This window comes from Thermomonas aquatica (assembly GCF_006337105.1).
GTDB lineage: Bacteria > Pseudomonadota > Gammaproteobacteria > Xanthomonadales > Xanthomonadaceae > Thermomonas > Thermomonas aquatica.
In genome coordinates this window covers 2,965,329-2,982,511 of record NZ_CP040871.1, presented here as the reverse complement: position 1 = coordinate 2,982,511, position 17,183 = coordinate 2,965,329, and the positions used below count along the sequence as shown (strand labels likewise).

Here is a 17,183-nt window from a genome sequence, read left to right as displayed (position 1 = left end):
CCTGGGTCATGGGGATCCCGAGTGGAACAAGCTTTGCGTGAAGTGGCCGAAAACCCGCGGTTCCATCAGCAGCGTGAACAGCACGCCGTAGGCCGCGCCCCACAGGTGCGCGCTGTGGTTGACGTTGTCGCCGCCACGGCGGTCCATCCAGATGCTGTAACCGACGTACAGCAAGGCGAACAGGAATGCGGGGATCGGCACCGGGATCGGGAAGATGACCAGCTTCGACCACGGATCGAACAGGATGAACGCGAACAGCACCGCGGAGACCCCGCCGGAGGCGCCCAGGCTGCGGTAGTTCGCGTCCCTGCGATGGCGAAGGTAGGTCGGCAGGATCGCCACCACGATCGCCGATAGGTAGAACAGCACATAGCCGATCGGGGTGATCCACCCCGAGAACACCCGCTCCACCGCCGTGCCGAACGACCACAGGGTGATCATGTTGAACGCCAGGTGCATCCAGTCGGCGTGGATGAACCCGTGGGTGAGCAGGCGGTCGTATTGCTTGCGCCGTTCCACCGCCGGCGGCCACAGGATCAACCGCTCCAGCAGGGCGCGGTCGTTGAAGGCGCGCCACGACACCAGCACGGTGATGGCGACGATCACGATGGTCAGCGAGAAGGTCATGCGTCAGGCGGTCCGGTAGTTGTCCTGCATCGGATAGGTGCGGGCATAGGCGGCGAATGCCAAGGCCGCGGCGAAGGCGAAGACCGCGAAGAAGAACATCAGGAACGCGTTCTCGCTGTAGCCGGTGGCGGCGATCCGCGCGGTCACCGCCTCGTTGCGCACGGCGACGTTGGTCAGCAGCACCCACAGGCTGCCGAAGGTACTGGTCAGGTACCAGAAGGCCATGATCACGCCCTTCATCGATTGCGTGGCCTGGCTGTAGGCGAATTCCAGCGCAGTGGCGGACACCAGCACCTCGCCGAAGGTCAGCAGCAGGTAGGGCCAGGTCTGCAACGCCAGCGAGGTCTGCGCACCGCTGTCGATCTTGAGCTGGATCAGGCCGGCGATGACCCAGGCGATGCCGGCGAAGGCGATGCCGAAGCCCATCCGCCGCAGCGCGGTCGGCTCCCAGCCGATCCGGCGCAACGCTGGGTACAGCACGAGGTTGTTGAACGGGATCAGCAGCATGATCAGCAGCGGGTTCAGCGCCTGCATCTGCCCGGCTTCCTTGACCAGCCAGCTCGGCCACCACCAGGCCTCGTGCGGCACGATCATGTCCTTGCCCTGGATCACCCAGGTGCTGGCCTTCTGGTCGAACAGCGACCAGAACGGCGTGGTCAGCGCGAACACGATCAGGATCCGCAGCACCGCGCGCACGCCATCCACCGCCGCGTCCGGATGCCGGCCGCGCGCGCGTTCCAGCTGCATCGACACGCCGATGCCGCCGAACGCGATCAGCGCGCCCAGCGCCAGGCAGGCGCTGATCACGAAATGGAAATCCTCCGGCCAGAACGGCAGGTTGATCCCGAACCACGCATGCAGCGCCCAGCACAGCAGCATCGCCGCCGCGAGCACGACGCCCGTGCCCGCCACCAACAGTCCCGGCCTGCCCTGCCCCGCGACCTGCGTGGTCAGTGCGGTGCGCGCCACGTTGAAGAACGAATCCGGATCCTCGCCGCGGGTCGGCGGCACCCGCACGTACTGCTTGCGGCCCAGCCAGAACACCAGTGTGGCGATGAACATCAGGATGCCGGGAATGCCGAACGCCACCGCCGGCCCGAAGTTGCGCAGGAACAGCGGCATCAGCAGCGAGGCGAAGAAGCTGCCGAAGTTGATCGTCCAGTAGAACGCGTCGAACACGATCTTGGCGAGGTGCTTGTTGGCGGTGGTGAACTGGTCGCCGCAGAAACTCACCACCAGGGGCTTGATGCCGCCGCTGCCCAAGGCGATCAGGAACAGGCCGGTGTAGAAGCCGGTGCGATTGCCTTCGAACAGCGCCAGGCAGGCATGGCCCGCGCAGTAGACCAGCGAGAACCACAGCACCGTGTTGTACTTGCCGAAATAGCGGTCCGACAGCCAGCCGCCGAGCAGCGGGAAGAAATACACGCCGATCACAAAGCTGTGGAACACGTCCTTGGCCACGCCCTGGCGTTCGGCCTCCGGCACGTAGGCCAGGATCACGCTGCTGACCAGGAACTGCACCAGAATGTTGCGCATCCCGTAGAAGCTGAAGCGCTCGCAGGCTTCGTTGCCGATGATGTAGGGGATCTGCCGGGGCAGGCGCGCGTTCGGATCGGCCACCGTGGTCTGGGTCATGCTTGGTGCTTCGTGATGGGTGGCGGAAGCCTAACCGATGCGGCCCTCAGGCCCATTCGCTCAGCCCTTCGCGTTCATACAGGAGCTTGAACGAGGGCCGCGCCTTCATGCGTTGCGCCAGCGCCGCCAGCTGCGGCCATTCGGTGGCCGGCTTCGGCATGTTGCGCGACCAGCGCATCAGCATGGTCAGGTAGAAATCGGCGACGCTCGGTTCGTCGCCCAGCAGGTACGGGCCATGCGCCGCGAGGTGGTCGTCGATGCGTTGCCACTCCGCCTCGATGCGCGGCGCGCAATGCGCGCGCAGGACATCGGCATTCGCCTCGCCGGCCGGCTCGCCCGGATACCACCATTGGCGGAACAGCGGCTGCACCATGTTGGCCAGGTTGAACATCCACTGCAGGTAATCGGCACGCCGCGTATCGTCCGGCAACGGCGCCAGGCGATCGTCCGGGTGGCGCTCCGCCAGCATCAATGCCAGCGCCGCGGCTTCGTATTGCGGCCTGCCGTCGATCACCAGCGTGGGCACCACGCCGTTCGGGTTCAGCGCGAGATACTCCGGCGATTTCTGCGCCTTCGCCGCGGTATCGACCAACTGCAGCCGGTGCGGCACATCCAGTTCGATCAGCAACCAGTGCACGAGCAGGCTGGCGGCGCCGGGGGCGTAGTAGAGGGTCGTGTCCATGTGCGAACCGATGGCGGGCGATGCCGCATCTTCGCATGCGCCGGATCGGCGCGGCCGCATGACCTTGGGCAGTCACGGCCGCGCGACGCCCCGGTTACCATCGGCCCAATCCCCCGGAGACCTGCCGACCATGCGCCGCGCCTTGCTTGCCGCCACCTTGTTCGCCTGCCCGCTGTTCGCCGCAGCGCCGTCCGCCTCCGCCGCCAGCGCGGCCTTGGCCACCACCGCCGAACGCAGCGGCTTCAGGCAGACCGGCCGCTACGACGAGGTGATCGCGCTCTGCGATGGCTTCCAGTCGGCCTACCCGCAGGCAGTGCGCTGCTTCAGCTTCGGCACCACCCCCGAGGGCCGGCCGATGAAGGCGATGGCCGTGTCCACCAGCGGCGCGCTGGACGCGAAGGCGGCGCAGGCGCGCGGCCTGCCGGTGCTGCTGGCGCAGGGCGGCATCCACGCCGGCGAGATCGACGGCAAGGATGCGGGCTTCTGGCTGGTCCGCGACCTGCTGCAGGGCAAGGTCGGCAAGGGGCTGCTCGACAAGGCCGTGCTGCTGTTCGTGCCGGTGTTCAATGCCGACGGCCACGAGAATTTCCGCGCCTGGAACCGCCCCAACCAGCGCGGCCCCGAGCAGATGGGTTTCCGCGTGACCGCGCAGCGCTACAACCTCAACCGCGACTACGTGAAGGCCGACAGCGCCGAGATGCAGGCGATGCTCGGCCTGGTCAACCAGTGGGATCCGCTGGCGATGCTGGACCTGCACGTGACCGACGGCGCCAAGTTCCAGCACGACATCTCGATCACCGGCGAGCCCACCAATTCCGGCGACATGGCCCTGCGCGAGGCCGGCAACGGCCTGAAGGACGGCATCATCGCCAAGCTGGCGACGCAAGGTTCCAAGCCGGTCGGGTTCTACCCGAGCTTCGTCGAGGACGACAATCCGGCCTCCGGCTTCGTCCACGGCGTGAGCACGCCGCGCTTCTCCAACGGCTATTTCCCGCTGCGCAACCGCATCGGCATCCTGGTCGAGACCCATTCCTGGCGCACCTATCCGGAGCGGGTGAAGGCCACTTACAACGCCGTGCTCGACGCGCTGGAACTGGTCGCGGCGAACGGCCCGCGTTGGCTGCAGCTCGCGCACGACGCGGACGCGCGCGCGGCCAGGCTCGGCGGCCAGCCGATACCGCTGGACTACAAGGCCACCGACCAGGTGCGCAGCATCGACTTCCTCGGCTACGCCTACACCCGCACGCCCTCGGAGATCTCCGGCGCGACGATGACCCGCTACGACGAGCGCAAGCCGCAGGTGTGGAAGATCCCGCTGCGCGACGAGATCGTGCCGGGCAACAGCATCGTCGCGCCGATGGGCGGTTATCTGGTGCCGCGGCAGTACGCGGTCGCGGTGGCCAAGCACCTGCTGGCGCACGGCATCGGCTTCCGCGTGCTGAGCGCGCCGCTGCGCGACAGCAAGGCGCAGGCGTTCATCGCCGACAGCGCGCAGTTCTCGCCGGCATCGGTCGAAGGCCACCAACGGGTCAGCCTGGCGGGCAAGTGGACGCCGCAGGCGGCGGAGGTCGCCGCGGGCTCCCTGTACGTGCCGATCGCGCAGGCGAATGCGCGGCTGCTGGTCAACATCCTGGAGCCGACCGCCACCGACTCGATGGCGGCCTGGGGCGATTTCAACAACGCCTTCGAGCGCAAGGAATACATGGAGGGCTACGTCGCGGAAGAGCAGGCGCGGTTGATGCTGGCGAAAGACCCCGCGCTGAAAGCCGAATTCGAAAAGAAGCTGAAGGACGACGCCGACTTCGCCAGCAACCCCGCTGCCCGCCTCGATTTCTTCTATCGACGCCACCCGGCATGGGACGCGGGCAGCAACCGCTACCCGGTGCTGCGCACCGATACCGTGCTGGACTAAGCCGGTGTACCGCCGCCGAGCGCTCGCCACCGGGTTGCTGGCGATGCTGTTGGCGGCGGCATCCGCGTTCGCCGGTTGCGCGACGATCCGGGAACCGCGCGCCCCGTCGTTCGGGATCGTCACCTTCAACCTGTACCACGACAAGGCGGACTGGCCGAAGCGCCGCGCCCTGATCGTCGACGAACTGCGCGAACTGCAACCCGACGCGATCGTGCTGCAGGAAGTCCTGCAGCACGAGGCCCTGCGCAACCAGGCCGACGACCTGGCCGCTGCGCTCGGCTATTCGGCGTACTTCATTTCGATCGACCCCGGCGACAGGCCGCGGCGCTACGGGAACGCGATCCTGACCCGGCATCCGGTGCTGGCCCGCGACTGGACGAGACTGCGACCGCTGGAGGATTCGCGCACCGCCGGCTGGGCACGCATCGACATCGGCGGGCATCCGCTCAATGTCTACGTCACCCACCCCAATTACCAGGACGACGACAGCGGACGACGCATGCGCGCGCAACAACTCGCCGACCTGCAGGCCTTCATCGCGCGCACCGCCGGCGCTGCGCCTTCGATCGTGGCCGGCGACTTCAATGCAGGTTCAGGCCAGCCCGAACTCGCCGCGCTGGAAGCCGGCCACGACAATGCGTTCGACACCCTGCATGGTCGCGCGGACCCGCGGCCGACCCTCAATCCGCATTACTTCCCGGACGATGCCCGCCGCATCGACCACGTGTACCTGCAACGCGGGCCGCTGAAGCCACTCGAAGCCCGCATCGTGCTGGATCGGGAAGGCGCGCCCGGCGTCTGGCCCAGCGACCACTTCGGCCTGTACGTGCGTCTCGCGTTCGCCCGCTGAGGGCGATCAGCAGTTCTCGTACTTCCAGTTGCGGCGCTTGCCTTCGGCCATCCACTCGACCGCCTGCGCCAATCGCTTGGCGCGGGTGTCCTCGCGCTTGGCCTCGACGATCCACTCGATGTACTCGCGCTTGCAGCCGGGCGGGAACCCATCGAAGGTCGCCTGCGCGGCCTTGTCCTTCTTCAACGCGGCGACGAGGTCGTCCGGCGCCTGTGGCGGTGGCTTCGGCGCAGACTTGCGCACCGGCGCCTTCACCCCGTCCTCGTTGAGCTTCATCGCCTTCTTGACATGCGCGAGCAGGGTCTTCTTCGGCGGCAGGTCCTTGATCGTGACCATCTTGCCGTAGCTGCCCATGCCATCGCGCGGCGAGCCGTCGCCCACCACCAGCGCATGCTTCCAGAACCCGAACGAGGCGTGCTGCTTGAACGCCGCCATCCCGCACAGGATGCCGCCGGCATGCACGAAGGTCGGCATGCCCCACTTGATGGTTTCCTCGACCTGCGGGCAGGCCTCGTGCACCAGTTCGCGCACGCGGGTCAGGATCGGCTGCGCGAACGGCGCGGCGCGTTCGATGTAGGCGTCGATGCGTGGGTCGCGGGCCATGGGCTTGCATGCGCGTGGGGACGGGGCCATTCTGCGCCTCCAGCCGGATGTCGCACAGGGGGGCCCATGCCTCAGTCCGAACGACGCAAGGACGAGCACCATCGCGCGCGCGAAATGCGCGCCGAGCTCAACGAAGCGCAGCAGGAGACGCTGGACGCGCTGGAGCGCTACGGATGGTCGCTGAAATTCATCCGCCACCCGCTGTTCCAGCCATCGATCCCGGTCGTGTTCGACGGCGACCGCAAGACCTTCGGCGTGCTGGAAGCGGACGGCACGTTGAACGAACACCCACCCTTCGAGATCCGGCACGACTGATCGATGCGCAACCGCAACCCGAACAACTGGATTCCCTGGCTGCTGCTCGCGGTCGTGCTGGCCGGCGGCTGGCTCATGTGGCCGCGCCCGCAAGCGCTTCCTCCCGCCCCCGCCGGCGACACCGTCCACGCGCTTCCCGGCAATGACATCGCCCTGCCGCCGATGGCGGATGCTTCGCCATCGGCGAAGCCGGTCGAGGCGGAAACGGCGCTCCCGGGTTTCCTGCCGGCCGAAGCGCACGCCACCATCGCCATGATCCGGCGCGGCGGCCCGTTCCCGCATCGCCAGGACGGCAGCGTGTTCGGCAACCGCGAGGGCCGCCTGCCGCGCAAGCCGCGCGGCTGGTACCGCGAATACACCGTCGACACGCCCGGCGTGGAACATCGCGGTGCGCGCCGGATCGTCACCGGCGGCGACCCGCCCGGCGAGTGGTACTACAGCGACGACCACTACGACAGTTTCCGCCGCTTCGATGTCGCGGGAGGCCTGCAGTGACCGATTCCGGTTTCGACCTGGGCCTGGACGATGCGGCCCGCGCCGGCGTGTTCTTCGTCACCAGCGACGACATCGCGACGCTCGGCATGGCGAGCCGCGACGCCGGCCTGCTGAGCCGCCGCATCGACCTGCGCGGCTGCGCCGACAAGGCGACGCTGATGCTGCGGCTGGCCACCGCACTGGACTTCCCCGCCGGCAGCGGCCGCAACTGGGATGCCGCCAGCGACCGCCTGCGCGACCTGTCCTGGCTGCCCGCGCCCGGCTACGCCTTGCTGTTCGATGCCGCCGCCGAACTGCGCGACGCCGACGAAACCAGCTTCGACACCCTGCTGGAAATCCTTGACGAAGCGGTGTCCGACTGGGCCCGGCGGGAGATCCCGTTCTGGGCCTTCCTGGCCTTGCCGGAAGACGAGTTCGAGCAGGCGGAGTGAAACCCGCGGGCCTGGAGTCGCCATCGGGACTCGAACCGCAACAAAAAGCCCGCCTTGCGGCGGGCTTCTCGTTTTGTATGGTGCCCAAGAGGGGACTCGAACCCCTACGACCTAAATCGCTACCACCTCAAGGTAGTGCGTCTACCAATTCCGCCACCTGGGCAGGTGTTGCGGCTCGCGCCGCGAGAACATTGTAAATCCGATTACTTGGCCGGGGCAGGTGCCTGTTCGGCGGCCGGCGCAGCAGCGGCAGGCTGCTGGGCGTACTGCGGCGCGGAGACCGGCGCGGCCGGCTGTTGCGCCGGGGCGGCGGCCGGCACCTGCGCGGTCGGCACTTGCTGTGCCGGCGCGGCGGGCGCCTGCTGGCCCATCACGCCAAGATCCGCCGCGGCCGGCGTGGCGCCGCCTTGACGGGCCATCTTGCTGGCGTAGACGGCCATGCCCAGGCTGATGGCGAAGAACATGATCGCCAGCCACTTGGTGCTCTTGGTCAGGAAGTTCGATGCGCCGCGCGAGCCGAACACGGTGGCCGACGCGCCGCCGCCGAAGCCCGAACCCGCCTGCGCACCGGCACCGCGCTGCATCAGGATCAGGCCGATCATGGCGATCGCCACCAGCACGTACAGCACGTTTACAAGTTGCAGCCACATCGTGATTCGTATCCGTCTTGTATTTGGGTCAGGCCGCCGCGGCGGACGCGATGGCCAGGAAATCCGCGGCGACGAGCGAGGCGCCGCCGATCAGCCCGCCGTCGACGTCGGCCTGGGCGAACAGGCTGGCCGCGTTGTCGGGCTTCACGCTGCCGCCGTACAGGATCGGCAGCGAGCCGGCGATTGTAGCATCGCGCGCGGCCACCTCGCCACGGATGAACGCATGCACCTCCTGCGCCTGTTCCGGGCTGGCGGTCCGGCCGGTCCCGATCGCCCAGACCGGTTCGTAGGCGATGACCGCCCCGGCGAACGCCTGCGGGCCCGCGGCGTCGAACACGGCCTGCAACTGCTCCTCGATCCGCCACTCGGTCTGCCCTGCCTCGCGCTCGTGCAGGGATTCGCCCACGCACACGATCGGGGCCAGGCCGGCGTTCTTGGCGGCGACGAACTTGGCCGCCACCAGCTCGCTGGTTTCCCGGTGGTGCTGGCGGCGCTCGGAATGGCCGACCAGGCCGTACTTCGCCCCGATATCGACCAGCATCGAGGCCGAAACCTCGCCGGTATAGGCGCCCTTGGCATTGGCGCTGACGTCCTGCGCGCCGAAATCCAGCCCGCGCCTGGCGAATTGCGAGATCAGCTCGCAGAGGTAGGGCAGCGGCGGCAGGATCACCAGTTCGACGCCCGCCGCGGCCGGCGCGGATGCCACGGCATCCAGCAAGCCGTGGGCGAAGGCGCGATCGCCATGCAGTTTCCAGTTCCCGGCGACGATCTTGCGGCGCATGCGCGGCTCCCAGCGTGTGATGCGCAAGTTTAGCAACCGGCGGCGGCGGGCCGTTATAGTCGCGCGATGAACCGCCCCTTGCCGCCCCTGCGCATCCTGCCCTACCGCAAGCCCACCGAAGGGCGCGACTACTGGGTGTTCGACGACGTCCTGCCGAACGCGGGCGACGTGCGCGAACGCTGCATGGCCAAGCAGGACTGGGCGCTGGGCTTCCCGCATACCGGCGAGAGCTGGCCCGGGCGCCGCGCGTTGCCGGCGCTGGAAGCGGACGAACTGTCGCTGGTCGAAGGCCGGGTGCGCGCCGCCACCGGCATGAAGCGGTTGTGGGTGCAAAACACCCCCGACGGCAAGACGCTCAACCACAACTGCGTGCAGGTCGTCGGCGAACGCGAGGCGGGTGCGCGCCCGCACACCGATTCGCGCGCGCTGTGCCGCTATGCCGGCGTGCTCTACCTCACGCCCGACGCGCCGCAGGATTGCGGCACCAGCTTCTATCGCCAGCGCATGCCCAGCGGCCAGCTCGGCGGCAACACGGTGAACAAGCCGCACAACACGCTGGTCGACGCATTGGGCACCCGCTTCGTGCCGCCGGACGCGTTCGTGGAGGACGTGCGCGTGCCGAACCGCTTCAACCGCCTGCTGGTCTACAGCGCGGCGATGATCCACAGCGCCACCGCCTATTGCGGCGAAGTGCTCGCCGACGAGCGGATGGCGGCGGTGTTCTTCTGGATGGGCGCCTAGCCGCAGCCATGCGCGAAGGCCGCCTTGCGGCGGCCCCGGCGGTTCACTTCAGCTTGATCTCGCGCAGCCGTTCCTCGAGGTAGCCCTGCGCGGTGATCGGCTCCGGATAGCGGCTGGGATTGTCCGCGGTGATCGTGGACGGCAGCACGTCGATCAGGAAATCCGGGTTCGGGTGCAGGAAGAACGGCACCGAATAACGCGGCTGGCGCGCCTGCTCGCCCGGCGGATTGACCACCCGGTGGGTGGTCGACGGGTACACGTGGTTGGTCAGCCGCTGCAGCATGTCGCCGATGTTCACGACGATGGTGTCGGCATCGGAGGTGAACGGCACCCAGTCGCCCTTCTTCGACAGCACTTCCAGGCCGGCGGCGCTGGCGCCCACCAGCAGGGTGATCAGGTTGATGTCCTCGTGCGCGCCGGCGCGCACGTTGGGGATGTCGTCGGTGGTGATCGGCGGATAGTGGATCGGGCGCAGGATCGAGTTGCCGGAATCGGTCTTGTCGGCGAAGTAGTCCTCCGGCAGGTCGATGTGCAGCGCCAGCGCGCGCAGGACCTGCGAGCCCAGTTCGTCCAGCGCCTGGTACAGGCCGTAGCCGACGCGCTTGAACTCGGGCAGTTCCTGCGGCCACAGGTTCTCCGGCATGTCGTTCGCGTACCTGGAGTCGCGCGGGATCTCGCGGCCGATGTGCCAGAACTCCTTGAGGTCGGAATACTTCGCGCCCTTCGCGGTTTCCACCCCGAACGCGGTATAGCCGCGCGCGCCGCCGCCGCCGGGCACGTGGTAGCGCTTCTTGGTGTCCTCGGGCAAGGCGAAGAACTTGCGGAAGGTCTCGTACGCCTCGTCGATCTGCGCCTGCGGGATGCCGTGGTTGCGGATCCCGGCGAAGCCCCATTCGCGGTAGGCCGCGCCGAGTTCGTCGATGAAGGCCTGGCGGTCCTGCGGCGACGAGGGATGGGTGAAACGGCGGATGTCGAGGGTCGGTATCTGGCTGGCCATGGCGTGCTGTCTTGAAGGGTCTGCGACAGTGTGCGCCCGTCGCGGAGGATGGGGTTTGATCGGGATCAGGCCGCCGCCACGCGCACGGCGTCGGCGAGCCTGGCCAGGGTGGATTCGACCAATGCCGGGTCGTCGGCTTCGACCGTGACCCGCACCACCGGCTCGGTGCCGGACGCGCGCAGGAACGCGCGGCCGCGGCCTTCGACCGCGCGTTGCGCCTCGGCCAGGGCGATGTGCACGTTGTCGGCGTCGGCCGGCTTGGCATTGCCGCTGTAACGCACGTTGACGGTCTTCTGCGGCACCTTGCGCAGGCCGGCCAGCGCCTCGGCCAGGCCGACGCCGCGGCGCTGCAGCACCTCCAGCACCTGCAGCGCGCTGACGATGCCGTCGCCGGTGCTGGCGCGGTCCAGGCAGAGGATGTGGCCGCTGGCCTCGCCGCCGAGCACGCCGTCGTTCGCCAGCAATTGCTGGTGCACGTAACGGTCGCCGACCTTGGCGCGGACGAAACCGATGCCGCGCTCGCCCAGCGCGCGCTCGAAGCCGTAGTTGGTCATCAGCGTGCCGACCACCGGCCCGCGCAGACGCCCGCTTTCCTGCCAGTCGCAGGCCAGCACGTACAGCAGCTCGTCGCCGTCGCGCGCCTGGCCTTCGCCATCGACGAACAGCACGCGGTCGCCGTCGCCGTCGAAGGCGATGCCGAGGTCGGCGCCGGTCCCGCGCACGCGCGCGGCGAGGAATTCCGGATGGGTGGAGCCCACGCCGTCGTTGATGTTGACGCCGTTCGGGTCGACGCCGATCGCATCTACGCGCGCGCCGAGCTCGCGCAGCACCAGCGGGCCGAGCTGGTAGGTCGCGCCGTTGGCGCAATCGACCACGATGCGCATGCCGTCGAGGTTGAAGCCCTTCGGCACCGAGTTCTTGCAGGCCTCGACGTAGCGGCCGATGGTGTCGCGGGTGCGCACCGCCTTGCCGAGCTGCTCCGAGGACACGGTGCGGAACGGCGCGTCCAGCGCGGCCTCGATCGCGAGTTCGGTGGCGTCGTCGAGCTTCTCGCCCTGCGCCGAGAAGAACTTGATGCCGTTGTCGTGGTGCGGGTTGTGCGAGGCCGAGATCACGATGCCGCCGTCGGCGCGCATCGAATGGGTCAGGTGGGCGACTGCCGGGGTCGGCATCGGGCCCATCAGCTGCACGTCGACGCCGGCCGCGACCAGCCCCGCTTCCAGCGCGGCCTCGAACATGTAGTTGGAGATGCGGGTGTCCTTGCCGATCACCACCATCGGCTTGCGCCATTCGCGGTCGCGCTGGCGCGCGGCGGCGACCAGCGCGTGGCCGTAGGCATTGCCCAGGCGCAGGACGAAATCGGCCGAGATCGGGCCTTCGCCGACCCGTCCGCGGATGCCGTCGGTACCGAAATACCGGCGCGCGCTCACGCGGCCTCCGCGTCGTCCGCAGGCATGGCCTGCTTCATCAGCAGCGCCAGCAGGTGGGCGAGGCGATCGCGCATCTCGCGGCGATCGACGATCTGGTCGACGGTGCCGTGCTCGAGCAGGAACTCGCTGCGCTGGAAGCCTTCCGGCAGCTTCTCGCGCACGGTCTGCTCGATCACGCGCTGGCCGGCGAAGCCGATCAGCGCCTCCGGTTCGGCGATGTTGAGGTCGCCGAGCATGGCGAAGCTGGCGGACACGCCGCCGGTGGTCGGATGGGTGAGCACCGAGATGTACGGCAGCCCCGCCGCGCGCAAACGGCCCAGCGCGGCCGAAGTCTTGGCCATCTGCATCAGCGAGAACAGGCTTTCCTGCATGCGCGCGCCGCCGCTGGCGGAGAAGCACACGAACGGGCAGCGCAGTTCCAGCGCGCGCTCCGCGGCCAGGGTGAAGCGCTCGCCGACCACCGAGCCCATCGAACCGCCCATGTAGGCGAAGTCGAAGGCGGCGGCGACCACGTTATGGCCCTTCAGCTTGCCTTCCATCGCGACCAGCGCATCGCGCTCGCCGGTCGACTTCTGCGCGGCCTTGATGCGGTCGGAATACTTCTTCTGGTCCTTGAACTTGAGCACGTCTGTCGGGCCGAGTTCGGCGCCGATCTCGTGCCCCATCCCGTCGTCCAGCAAGGCCGCCAGCCGCGCGCGGGCGCGGATCGGCATGTGGAAATTGCACTTCGGGCAGACCTCGAGGTTTTCCTCGAGCTCGGGGCGGTACAGCACGGCGCCGCAGCGCTCGCATTTCTCCCACAGGCCTTCCGGCACGCTGCGCTTGCGATCCACCCCGGTTTCGGTGCGGATGCGGGCAGGCATCAATTTTTTAAGCCAGCTCATTCGGGGCGATCACCGCGGTTGTCGAGCGCATGGGTTGTTCGCCCGCCATCCCGGCCGGCGCCGGGATGACGGCATCGCAGTCTAGCTCAGGCGGCGACGGCCACGCCGTCGAGCGCGGCGCGCAGCGGACGCAGGAAATCGCCGGCGCGGGTGGCGGCTTCGGCCCCGTCCGCGCTGGCTTCGAGGGCGGAGACCAGCGCGCTGCCGACCACCACGCCATCCGCATTCGCGGCCATGGCCGCGGCGCTTTGCGCATCGCGGATGCCGAAGCCGGCGTACACCGGGATCGCGGCCATCGCGCGCAGCCGTTGCAGGCGCTGGCCGGCATCGCCGACGTCGAGCCGGTCCGCGCCGGTCACCCCGGCGAAGCTGACGTAGTACAGGTAGCCGTCGGCCTGGGTGGCGAGCCGCTGCAGGCGGGCTTCCGGGGTGGTCGGCGAGGCCAGCGAAATCAGCGCCAGCCCATTGCGGGCGAACGCCGCGCGGTATTCCTCCGCCTCTTCCGGCGGCAGGTCGACCAGCAGCACGCCATCGACGCCGGCTTCCGCCGCCGCCGCCGCGAAGCTCGCGGAGCCGCGGATCTCGACCGGGTTCAGGTAGCCCATCAGCACCACCGGCGTGGACGCATCGCGCTCGCGGAACGCGCGCACGCACTCCAGCACGTAGCGGATGCCCGCGCCGCGCGCCAACGCACGCTCGGAACTGCGCTGGATCACCGGGCCGTCGGCCATCGGGTCGGAGAACGGCACGCCCAGTTCGATCACATCCGCGCCGGCATCGACCAGCGCGTGCATGACCGGCACCGTCGCCGCCAGCGAGGGATCGCCGGCGGTGACGAACGGCACCAGGGCCTTGCGGCCGGCCGAACGCAAGGCGTCCAGCCGGGTCTGTAGCCGGGTCATTCGTTCGAGGCGGCCGGCGGGGTCGCGCCGGCGGCGGCGACGTAATCGGCGGCAGGCGTCTGCTGCTTCATGCGGCCGATCTGCACGCCGGCGGCGGCGTATTCCGTGGCGAGCTCGGATTCGCCGACGTCGATGCCGCGCTCCTCGCCCATCCCGTCCAGGTGCTCGTTCAGCATCCTGCGGTACATGGTGGTCATGTAATCCATGAAATCCTTGCGCTCGTTGGCGGCATTGATCGGCTTCACGCTGACCAGGTACATGTGGGCGCTGTGGCGGGCGGCGGCGTAGTTCATCGCCATCGCGGCTTCCTTCACCCCGAACTTGCGGGTCTGGTCGTCGGACACGGCCAGGTAGGCGTTCACTGCATCGAAAAAGCCGGGATCGACCTTCACGCCACCCTGCGCGGCCGCTTCTTCGGTGTTGTCGGCCGCGGTCTGGGCCTGCTGTTCGTCGGCCATGGCCGGACTCCTGATAGCGATTGGATTGAACCGGCTATTGTCGCCGAATCCGGGCTACAGGGCCAAGCCCTCGCGCCCGGCGATGGTGTGGACGTCCTTGTCGCCGCGGCCGGACAGGTTGCACAGGACGATGCCGTCCTTCGGCATGTCCCGCGCCAGCTTGATCGCCTGGGCGATGGCATGGCTGGACTCCAGCGCCGGCAGGATGCCCTCGGTCCTGGCCAGCAGGTGGAACGCCGCAAGCGCCTCGTCGTCGGTGACGCCGACGTATTCGGCCCGCCCGGTGTCCTTCAGGAACGCGTGTTCGGGGCCGACACCGGGATAATCCAGGCCGGCCGAAACCGAATGGGTCTCGATGATCTGCCCGTCGTCATCGCAGATCACATAGGTGCGGTTGCCGTGCAGCACGCCGGGGCGCCCCGCCGCCAGCGAGGAGGCGTGGCGCCCGGTCTCGATGCCGTCGCCCGCCGCTTCCGCGCCGACGATCCGCACATCGCGATCGTTCAGGAACGCATGGAACACGCCGATGGCGTTGCTGCCGCCGCCGACGCAGGCGGTCACCGCGTCTGGCAGGCGGCCGTATTCGGCCAGCATCTGCGCGCGCGCCTCGCGCCCGACCACCGCGTTGAAGTCGCGAACCATGCGCGGATACGGGTCCGGCCCGGCCACGGTGCCGATGATGTAGAAGGTGTCGCGCACGTTGGTGACCCAGTCGCGCATCGCCTCGTTCAGCGCGTCCTTCAGCGTGGCCGAGCCGCTGGTCACCGGCACCACGGTCGCGCCGAGCAGCTTCATCCGGTAGACGTTGATCTTCTGCTGTTCGATGTCGGTGGCGCCCATGTACACGACGCACTCGAGGCCCAATCGCGCCGCGACCGTGGCCGAGGCCACGCCGTGCTGGCCGGCGCCGGTCTCGGCGATGATCCGGGTCTTGCCCATGCGGCTGGCCAGCAACGCCTGGCCGATGGTGTTGTTGATCTTGTGCGCGCCGGTATGGTTCAGGTCCTCGCGCTTGAGCAGGATGCGCGCGCCGCCGGCCTCTCGGCTCAGGCGCTCGGCGAAGTAGATCGGGCTGGGGCGGCCGACGTAATGCGCCAGGTCGGCCTCGAATTCGGCGATGAAGGCGGGATCGACGCGCGCGGCGTCGTAGGCCGCGGCCAGCTCCTCCAGCGGGCCGATCAGGGTCTCGGCGACGAAGCGCCCGCCATAGCGGCCGAAGTGGCCCGCCGCATCCGGGTAGGCATGGAAATCGAGGTGCTGGTCAGTCCGCTCAGCGGCCACAGGCGTAACACTCCTTCAAATCATTGTCCTCGCCGAGTTCGACGCAATCGGCGCGCCGCACTTCCTCGACGAAACGGCGCATCAGCGCGCCGTCCTTGATGCCGGGTTCCAGTTCGATCCCGCTGGACACGTCCACGCCCCACGGCGAGGCGGCGCGCACCGCGGCGAACACATTGTCCGGCTGCAAGCCGCCGGCCAGCACATAAGGCTTGGACATGTCGGGCGGAATCGCGGCGATATCGACGCGCTGGCCGCTGCCGCCGGCTTCGCCCGCGCCGTGGCCGTCCAGCACGAAACCGGCGGCATGCGGATAGCGCCCGTGCAGCACGCGCCCGCTCAGGCTCGCCCCGGCGCCGCGCAGGCCGATGCCCTTCAGGTACGGCAGGCCGAACTTGCGGCAGAAAGCGTCGTCCTCGCCGCCATGGAATTGCAGCAGGGTCGGCCGCGCATGCGCGATCGCCTCGCGCACCTCGTCCACGCTGTTGTCCATGAACAGGGCGACCACGTCCACCAGCGGCGCCAGCGCATCGCGCAAGCCTCGCGCGGCCTGCGGCGCAACCCGGCGCGGGCTGCGCGCGGCGAAGATCAGGCCCACCGCATCCACGCCCAGCTCGCCGGCCAGGCGTACGTCGCCGGCGCGGGTCAGGCCGCAGAACTTGATGCGGGTGCGGAACAGCGGGCGAACCATGGGGCCGGCTCTCAGGAGGTCGTTTCGTCGCCGCAGACTTCCTGCGGCAGCCCCCATTGTCGCGGATAGCGCGGGCCGATGAACAGCAGCCCCGCCGCCGGCGCGGTCGGGCCGGCGATGGTGCGGTCGCGCTTCTCCAGCAATTCGGCGATCCATTCGCGCGGTTGTTCGCTGCGTCCCACCACCAGCAGCGAGCCGACGATGTTGCGCACCATGTGGTGCAGGAAGGCATTGGCCTGGACCTCGACCACGACCTGTTCGCCTTCGCGATGCACCGCGATCTCGTGCAGGTTGCGGCGCGCGTGGGCGGCCTGGCATTGCACGCTGCGGAACGCGGAGAAATCGCGCTCGCCCGTCAGCGCCTGCGCGGCCTGGTGCATCGCGCCCGCATCCAGCGGCATGCGTTCCCACCCCAGGTACTGGCGCTCCAGCCCCGGCCGCACCGTGCGATTGAGGATGCGATAGCGATACCGCCGCCCGCGTGCGGAAAAACGGGCGCTGAATTCATCGGAGACCGGCACGCACCAACGCACCGCCATCGTCGGCGGCAGGCTGGCGGTGGCGCCAAGAACCCAGCCGCGCGGATCGCGCCGGGCATCGGTGTCGAAATGCACCACCTGGCACTGGCCATGCACGCCGGCATCGGTGCGGCCCGCGCAGACGGTGTCGATGCGCGCGTCGGCGACCTTCGACAGCGCGATTTCCAGCGCCGTCTGCAGGCTGCCGTCCGGCTCCCGCGAACCCGCCGCGCTCAATCGCTGCCAGCCGGAAAAACCGCTGCCGTCGTATTCGACCCCGAGCGCGAGACGCATGTCGCCCTT

The 17,183-nt window shown here is 68.8% G+C and carries 20 protein-coding genes and 1 tRNA gene; 6 read left to right on the top strand and 15 right to left on the bottom strand.

Going from position 1 to position 17,183, the window contains the following annotated elements; all coding sequences use genetic code 11:
* Positions 1–6: 6 nt before the first annotated feature.
* Genes FHQ07_RS14125 through FHQ07_RS14115 form a run of 3 tightly spaced genes read right to left on the bottom strand, consistent with a single transcriptional unit; the run spans position 7 to position 2,944 of the window.
* The gene (locus FHQ07_RS14125; RefSeq protein WP_139717741.1) at positions 7–627 is read right to left on the bottom strand and encodes a rhomboid family intramembrane serine protease; all 621 of its coding nucleotides are present in this window, start codon (positions 625–627) and stop codon (positions 7–9) included.
* 3 nt (positions 628–630) lie between these two features.
* The gene (locus FHQ07_RS14120; RefSeq protein WP_139717739.1) at positions 631–2,262 is read right to left on the bottom strand and encodes a POT-type proton-dependent oligopeptide transporter; all 1,632 of its coding nucleotides are present in this window, start codon (positions 2,260–2,262) and stop codon (positions 631–633) included.
* A gap of 46 nt (positions 2,263–2,308) precedes the next feature.
* Positions 2,309–2,944: a glutathione S-transferase family protein gene (locus FHQ07_RS14115; RefSeq protein WP_139717737.1), complete on the bottom strand. Its 636-nt coding sequence runs from the start codon at positions 2,942–2,944 to the stop codon at positions 2,309–2,311.
* A gap of 130 nt (positions 2,945–3,074) precedes the next feature.
* On the opposite strand from FHQ07_RS14115, the gene FHQ07_RS14110 reads away from it, so the two are divergent.
* The gene (locus FHQ07_RS14110; protein ID WP_139717735.1) at positions 3,075–4,856 is read left to right on the top strand and encodes a M14 family metallopeptidase; all 1,782 of its coding nucleotides are present in this window, start codon (positions 3,075–3,077) and stop codon (positions 4,854–4,856) included.
* Positions 4,857–4,860: 4 nt separating this feature from the next.
* A complete protein-coding gene (locus FHQ07_RS14105) occupies positions 4,861–5,706 on the top strand; it encodes an endonuclease/exonuclease/phosphatase family protein (protein WP_139717734.1) in 846 nt (281 codons plus the stop codon).
* Between the two features lie 6 nt (positions 5,707–5,712).
* Here the strand turns inward: FHQ07_RS14105 and FHQ07_RS14100 are convergent, their stop codons facing one another.
* A complete protein-coding gene (locus tag FHQ07_RS14100) occupies positions 5,713–6,309 on the bottom strand; it encodes a YdeI/OmpD-associated family protein (protein WP_139717732.1) in 597 nt (198 codons plus the stop codon).
* A 66-nt stretch (positions 6,310–6,375) separates the two neighbouring features.
* Here FHQ07_RS14100 and FHQ07_RS14095 point away from each other — a divergent pair, with 66 nt between their 5' ends.
* From FHQ07_RS14095 to FHQ07_RS14085, 3 genes are all read left to right on the top strand, one after another.
* The gene (locus tag FHQ07_RS14095; protein WP_139717730.1) at positions 6,376–6,624 is read left to right on the top strand and encodes a hypothetical protein; all 249 of its coding nucleotides are present in this window, start codon (positions 6,376–6,378) and stop codon (positions 6,622–6,624) included.
* 75 nt (positions 6,625–6,699) lie between these two features.
* The gene (locus FHQ07_RS14090) at positions 6,700–7,119 is read left to right on the top strand and encodes a ribonuclease domain-containing protein (RefSeq protein ID WP_139718118.1); all 420 of its coding nucleotides are present in this window, start codon (positions 6,700–6,702) and stop codon (positions 7,117–7,119) included.
* The gene (locus FHQ07_RS14085; protein ID WP_139717728.1) at positions 7,116–7,550 is read left to right on the top strand and encodes a barstar family protein; all 435 of its coding nucleotides are present in this window, start codon (positions 7,116–7,118) and stop codon (positions 7,548–7,550) included. Before FHQ07_RS14090 ends, FHQ07_RS14085 begins: the two co-directional genes overlap by 4 nt.
* 78 nt (positions 7,551–7,628) lie before the next feature.
* On the opposite strand, the gene FHQ07_RS14080 is transcribed toward FHQ07_RS14085, so the two are convergent.
* From FHQ07_RS14080 to tpiA, 3 genes are all read right to left on the bottom strand, one after another.
* Positions 7,629–7,713 (bottom strand) — tRNA-Leu (locus tag FHQ07_RS14080).
* A gap of 40 nt (positions 7,714–7,753) precedes the next feature.
* Positions 7,754–8,200 carry a preprotein translocase subunit SecG gene (gene secG, locus FHQ07_RS14075; protein WP_139717726.1) on the bottom strand — a complete coding sequence of 149 codons (447 nt, stop codon included), beginning with the start codon at positions 8,198–8,200 and terminating at the stop codon, positions 7,754–7,756.
* A gap of 28 nt (positions 8,201–8,228) precedes the next feature.
* The gene (gene tpiA / locus FHQ07_RS14070) at positions 8,229–8,981 is read right to left on the bottom strand and encodes a triose-phosphate isomerase (RefSeq protein ID WP_139717724.1); all 753 of its coding nucleotides are present in this window, start codon (positions 8,979–8,981) and stop codon (positions 8,229–8,231) included.
* 66 nt (positions 8,982–9,047) lie between these two features.
* Between tpiA and FHQ07_RS14065 the strand changes: the two genes are divergently transcribed.
* Entirely contained in the window at positions 9,048–9,722 is a 675-nt protein-coding gene (locus FHQ07_RS14065; RefSeq protein WP_139717723.1) for a DUF6445 family protein, read from the top strand.
* Between the two features lie 43 nt (positions 9,723–9,765).
* On the opposite strand, the gene FHQ07_RS14060 is transcribed toward FHQ07_RS14065, so the two are convergent.
* The 8 genes from FHQ07_RS14060 to truA all read right to left on the bottom strand — a co-directional run bounded on the left by FHQ07_RS14060 (position 9,766) and on the right by truA (position 17,174).
* Positions 9,766–10,719: an isopenicillin N synthase family dioxygenase gene (locus FHQ07_RS14060; RefSeq protein WP_139717721.1), complete on the bottom strand. Its 954-nt coding sequence runs from the start codon at positions 10,717–10,719 to the stop codon at positions 9,766–9,768.
* A gap of 65 nt (positions 10,720–10,784) precedes the next feature.
* A complete protein-coding gene (gene glmM / locus FHQ07_RS14055) occupies positions 10,785–12,149 on the bottom strand; it encodes a phosphoglucosamine mutase (protein WP_139717719.1) in 1,365 nt (454 codons plus the stop codon).
* Positions 12,146–13,033 (bottom strand): acetyl-CoA carboxylase, carboxyltransferase subunit beta, encoded by an 888-nt coding sequence (accD, locus tag FHQ07_RS14050; protein WP_139717717.1) that lies wholly within the window; start codon positions 13,031–13,033, stop codon positions 12,146–12,148. Before accD ends, glmM begins: the two co-directional genes overlap by 4 nt.
* Positions 13,034–13,119: 86 nt before the next feature.
* Positions 13,120–13,935 (bottom strand): tryptophan synthase subunit alpha, encoded by an 816-nt coding sequence (trpA, locus tag FHQ07_RS14045; protein WP_139717715.1) that lies wholly within the window; start codon positions 13,933–13,935, stop codon positions 13,120–13,122.
* Entirely contained in the window at positions 13,932–14,393 is a 462-nt protein-coding gene (locus tag FHQ07_RS14040; RefSeq protein ID WP_139717713.1) for a DUF3144 domain-containing protein, read from the bottom strand. Before FHQ07_RS14040 ends, trpA begins: the two co-directional genes overlap by 4 nt.
* A 54-nt stretch (positions 14,394–14,447) precedes the next feature.
* Complete coding sequence (gene trpB / locus FHQ07_RS14035; protein WP_139717711.1) at positions 14,448–15,674, bottom strand: tryptophan synthase subunit beta; 1,227 nt, start codon at positions 15,672–15,674, stop codon at positions 14,448–14,450.
* Complete coding sequence (locus tag FHQ07_RS14030) at positions 15,664–16,362, bottom strand: phosphoribosylanthranilate isomerase (protein WP_139717709.1); 699 nt, start codon at positions 16,360–16,362, stop codon at positions 15,664–15,666. The genes trpB and FHQ07_RS14030 overlap by 11 nt, the downstream gene beginning before the upstream one ends.
* An 11-nt stretch (positions 16,363–16,373) precedes the next feature.
* Positions 16,374–17,174 (bottom strand): tRNA pseudouridine(38-40) synthase TruA, encoded by an 801-nt coding sequence (gene truA, locus FHQ07_RS14025; RefSeq protein ID WP_139717708.1) that lies wholly within the window; start codon positions 17,172–17,174, stop codon positions 16,374–16,376.
* Between the last annotated feature and the right edge of the window lie 9 nt (positions 17,175–17,183).

Coding starts and splice junctions, on each gene's coding strand:
- FHQ07_RS14125 (WP_139717741.1), bottom strand. CDS start 627: ATGACCTTCTCGCTGACCATCGTGATCGTCGCCATCACCGTGCTGGTG.
- FHQ07_RS14120 (WP_139717739.1), bottom strand. CDS start 2,262: ATGACCCAGACCACGGTGGCCGATCCGAACGCGCGCCTGCCCCGGCAG.
- FHQ07_RS14115 (WP_139717737.1), bottom strand. CDS start 2,944: ATGGACACGACCCTCTACTACGCCCCCGGCGCCGCCAGCCTGCTCGTG.
- FHQ07_RS14110 (WP_139717735.1), top strand. CDS start 3,075: ATGCGCCGCGCCTTGCTTGCCGCCACCTTGTTCGCCTGCCCGCTGTTC.
- FHQ07_RS14100 (WP_139717732.1), bottom strand. CDS start 6,309: ATGGCCCGCGACCCACGCATCGACGCCTACATCGAACGCGCCGCGCCG.
- FHQ07_RS14095 (WP_139717730.1), top strand. CDS start 6,376: ATGCCTCAGTCCGAACGACGCAAGGACGAGCACCATCGCGCGCGCGAA.
- FHQ07_RS14090 (WP_139718118.1), top strand. CDS start 6,700: ATGTGGCCGCGCCCGCAAGCGCTTCCTCCCGCCCCCGCCGGCGACACC.
- secG (WP_139717726.1), bottom strand. CDS start 8,200: ATGTGGCTGCAACTTGTAAACGTGCTGTACGTGCTGGTGGCGATCGCC.
- tpiA (WP_139717724.1), bottom strand. CDS start 8,981: ATGCGCCGCAAGATCGTCGCCGGGAACTGGAAACTGCATGGCGATCGC.
- FHQ07_RS14065 (WP_139717723.1), top strand. CDS start 9,048: ATGAACCGCCCCTTGCCGCCCCTGCGCATCCTGCCCTACCGCAAGCCC.
- FHQ07_RS14060 (WP_139717721.1), bottom strand. CDS start 10,719: ATGGCCAGCCAGATACCGACCCTCGACATCCGCCGTTTCACCCATCCC.
- accD (WP_139717717.1), bottom strand. CDS start 13,033: ATGAGCTGGCTTAAAAAATTGATGCCTGCCCGCATCCGCACCGAAACC.
- trpA (WP_139717715.1), bottom strand. CDS start 13,935: ATGACCCGGCTACAGACCCGGCTGGACGCCTTGCGTTCGGCCGGCCGC.
- FHQ07_RS14040 (WP_139717713.1), bottom strand. CDS start 14,393: ATGGCCGACGAACAGCAGGCCCAGACCGCGGCCGACAACACCGAAGAA.
- FHQ07_RS14030 (WP_139717709.1), bottom strand. CDS start 16,362: ATGGTTCGCCCGCTGTTCCGCACCCGCATCAAGTTCTGCGGCCTGACC.
- truA (WP_139717708.1), bottom strand. CDS start 17,174: ATGCGTCTCGCGCTCGGGGTCGAATACGACGGCAGCGGTTTTTCCGGC.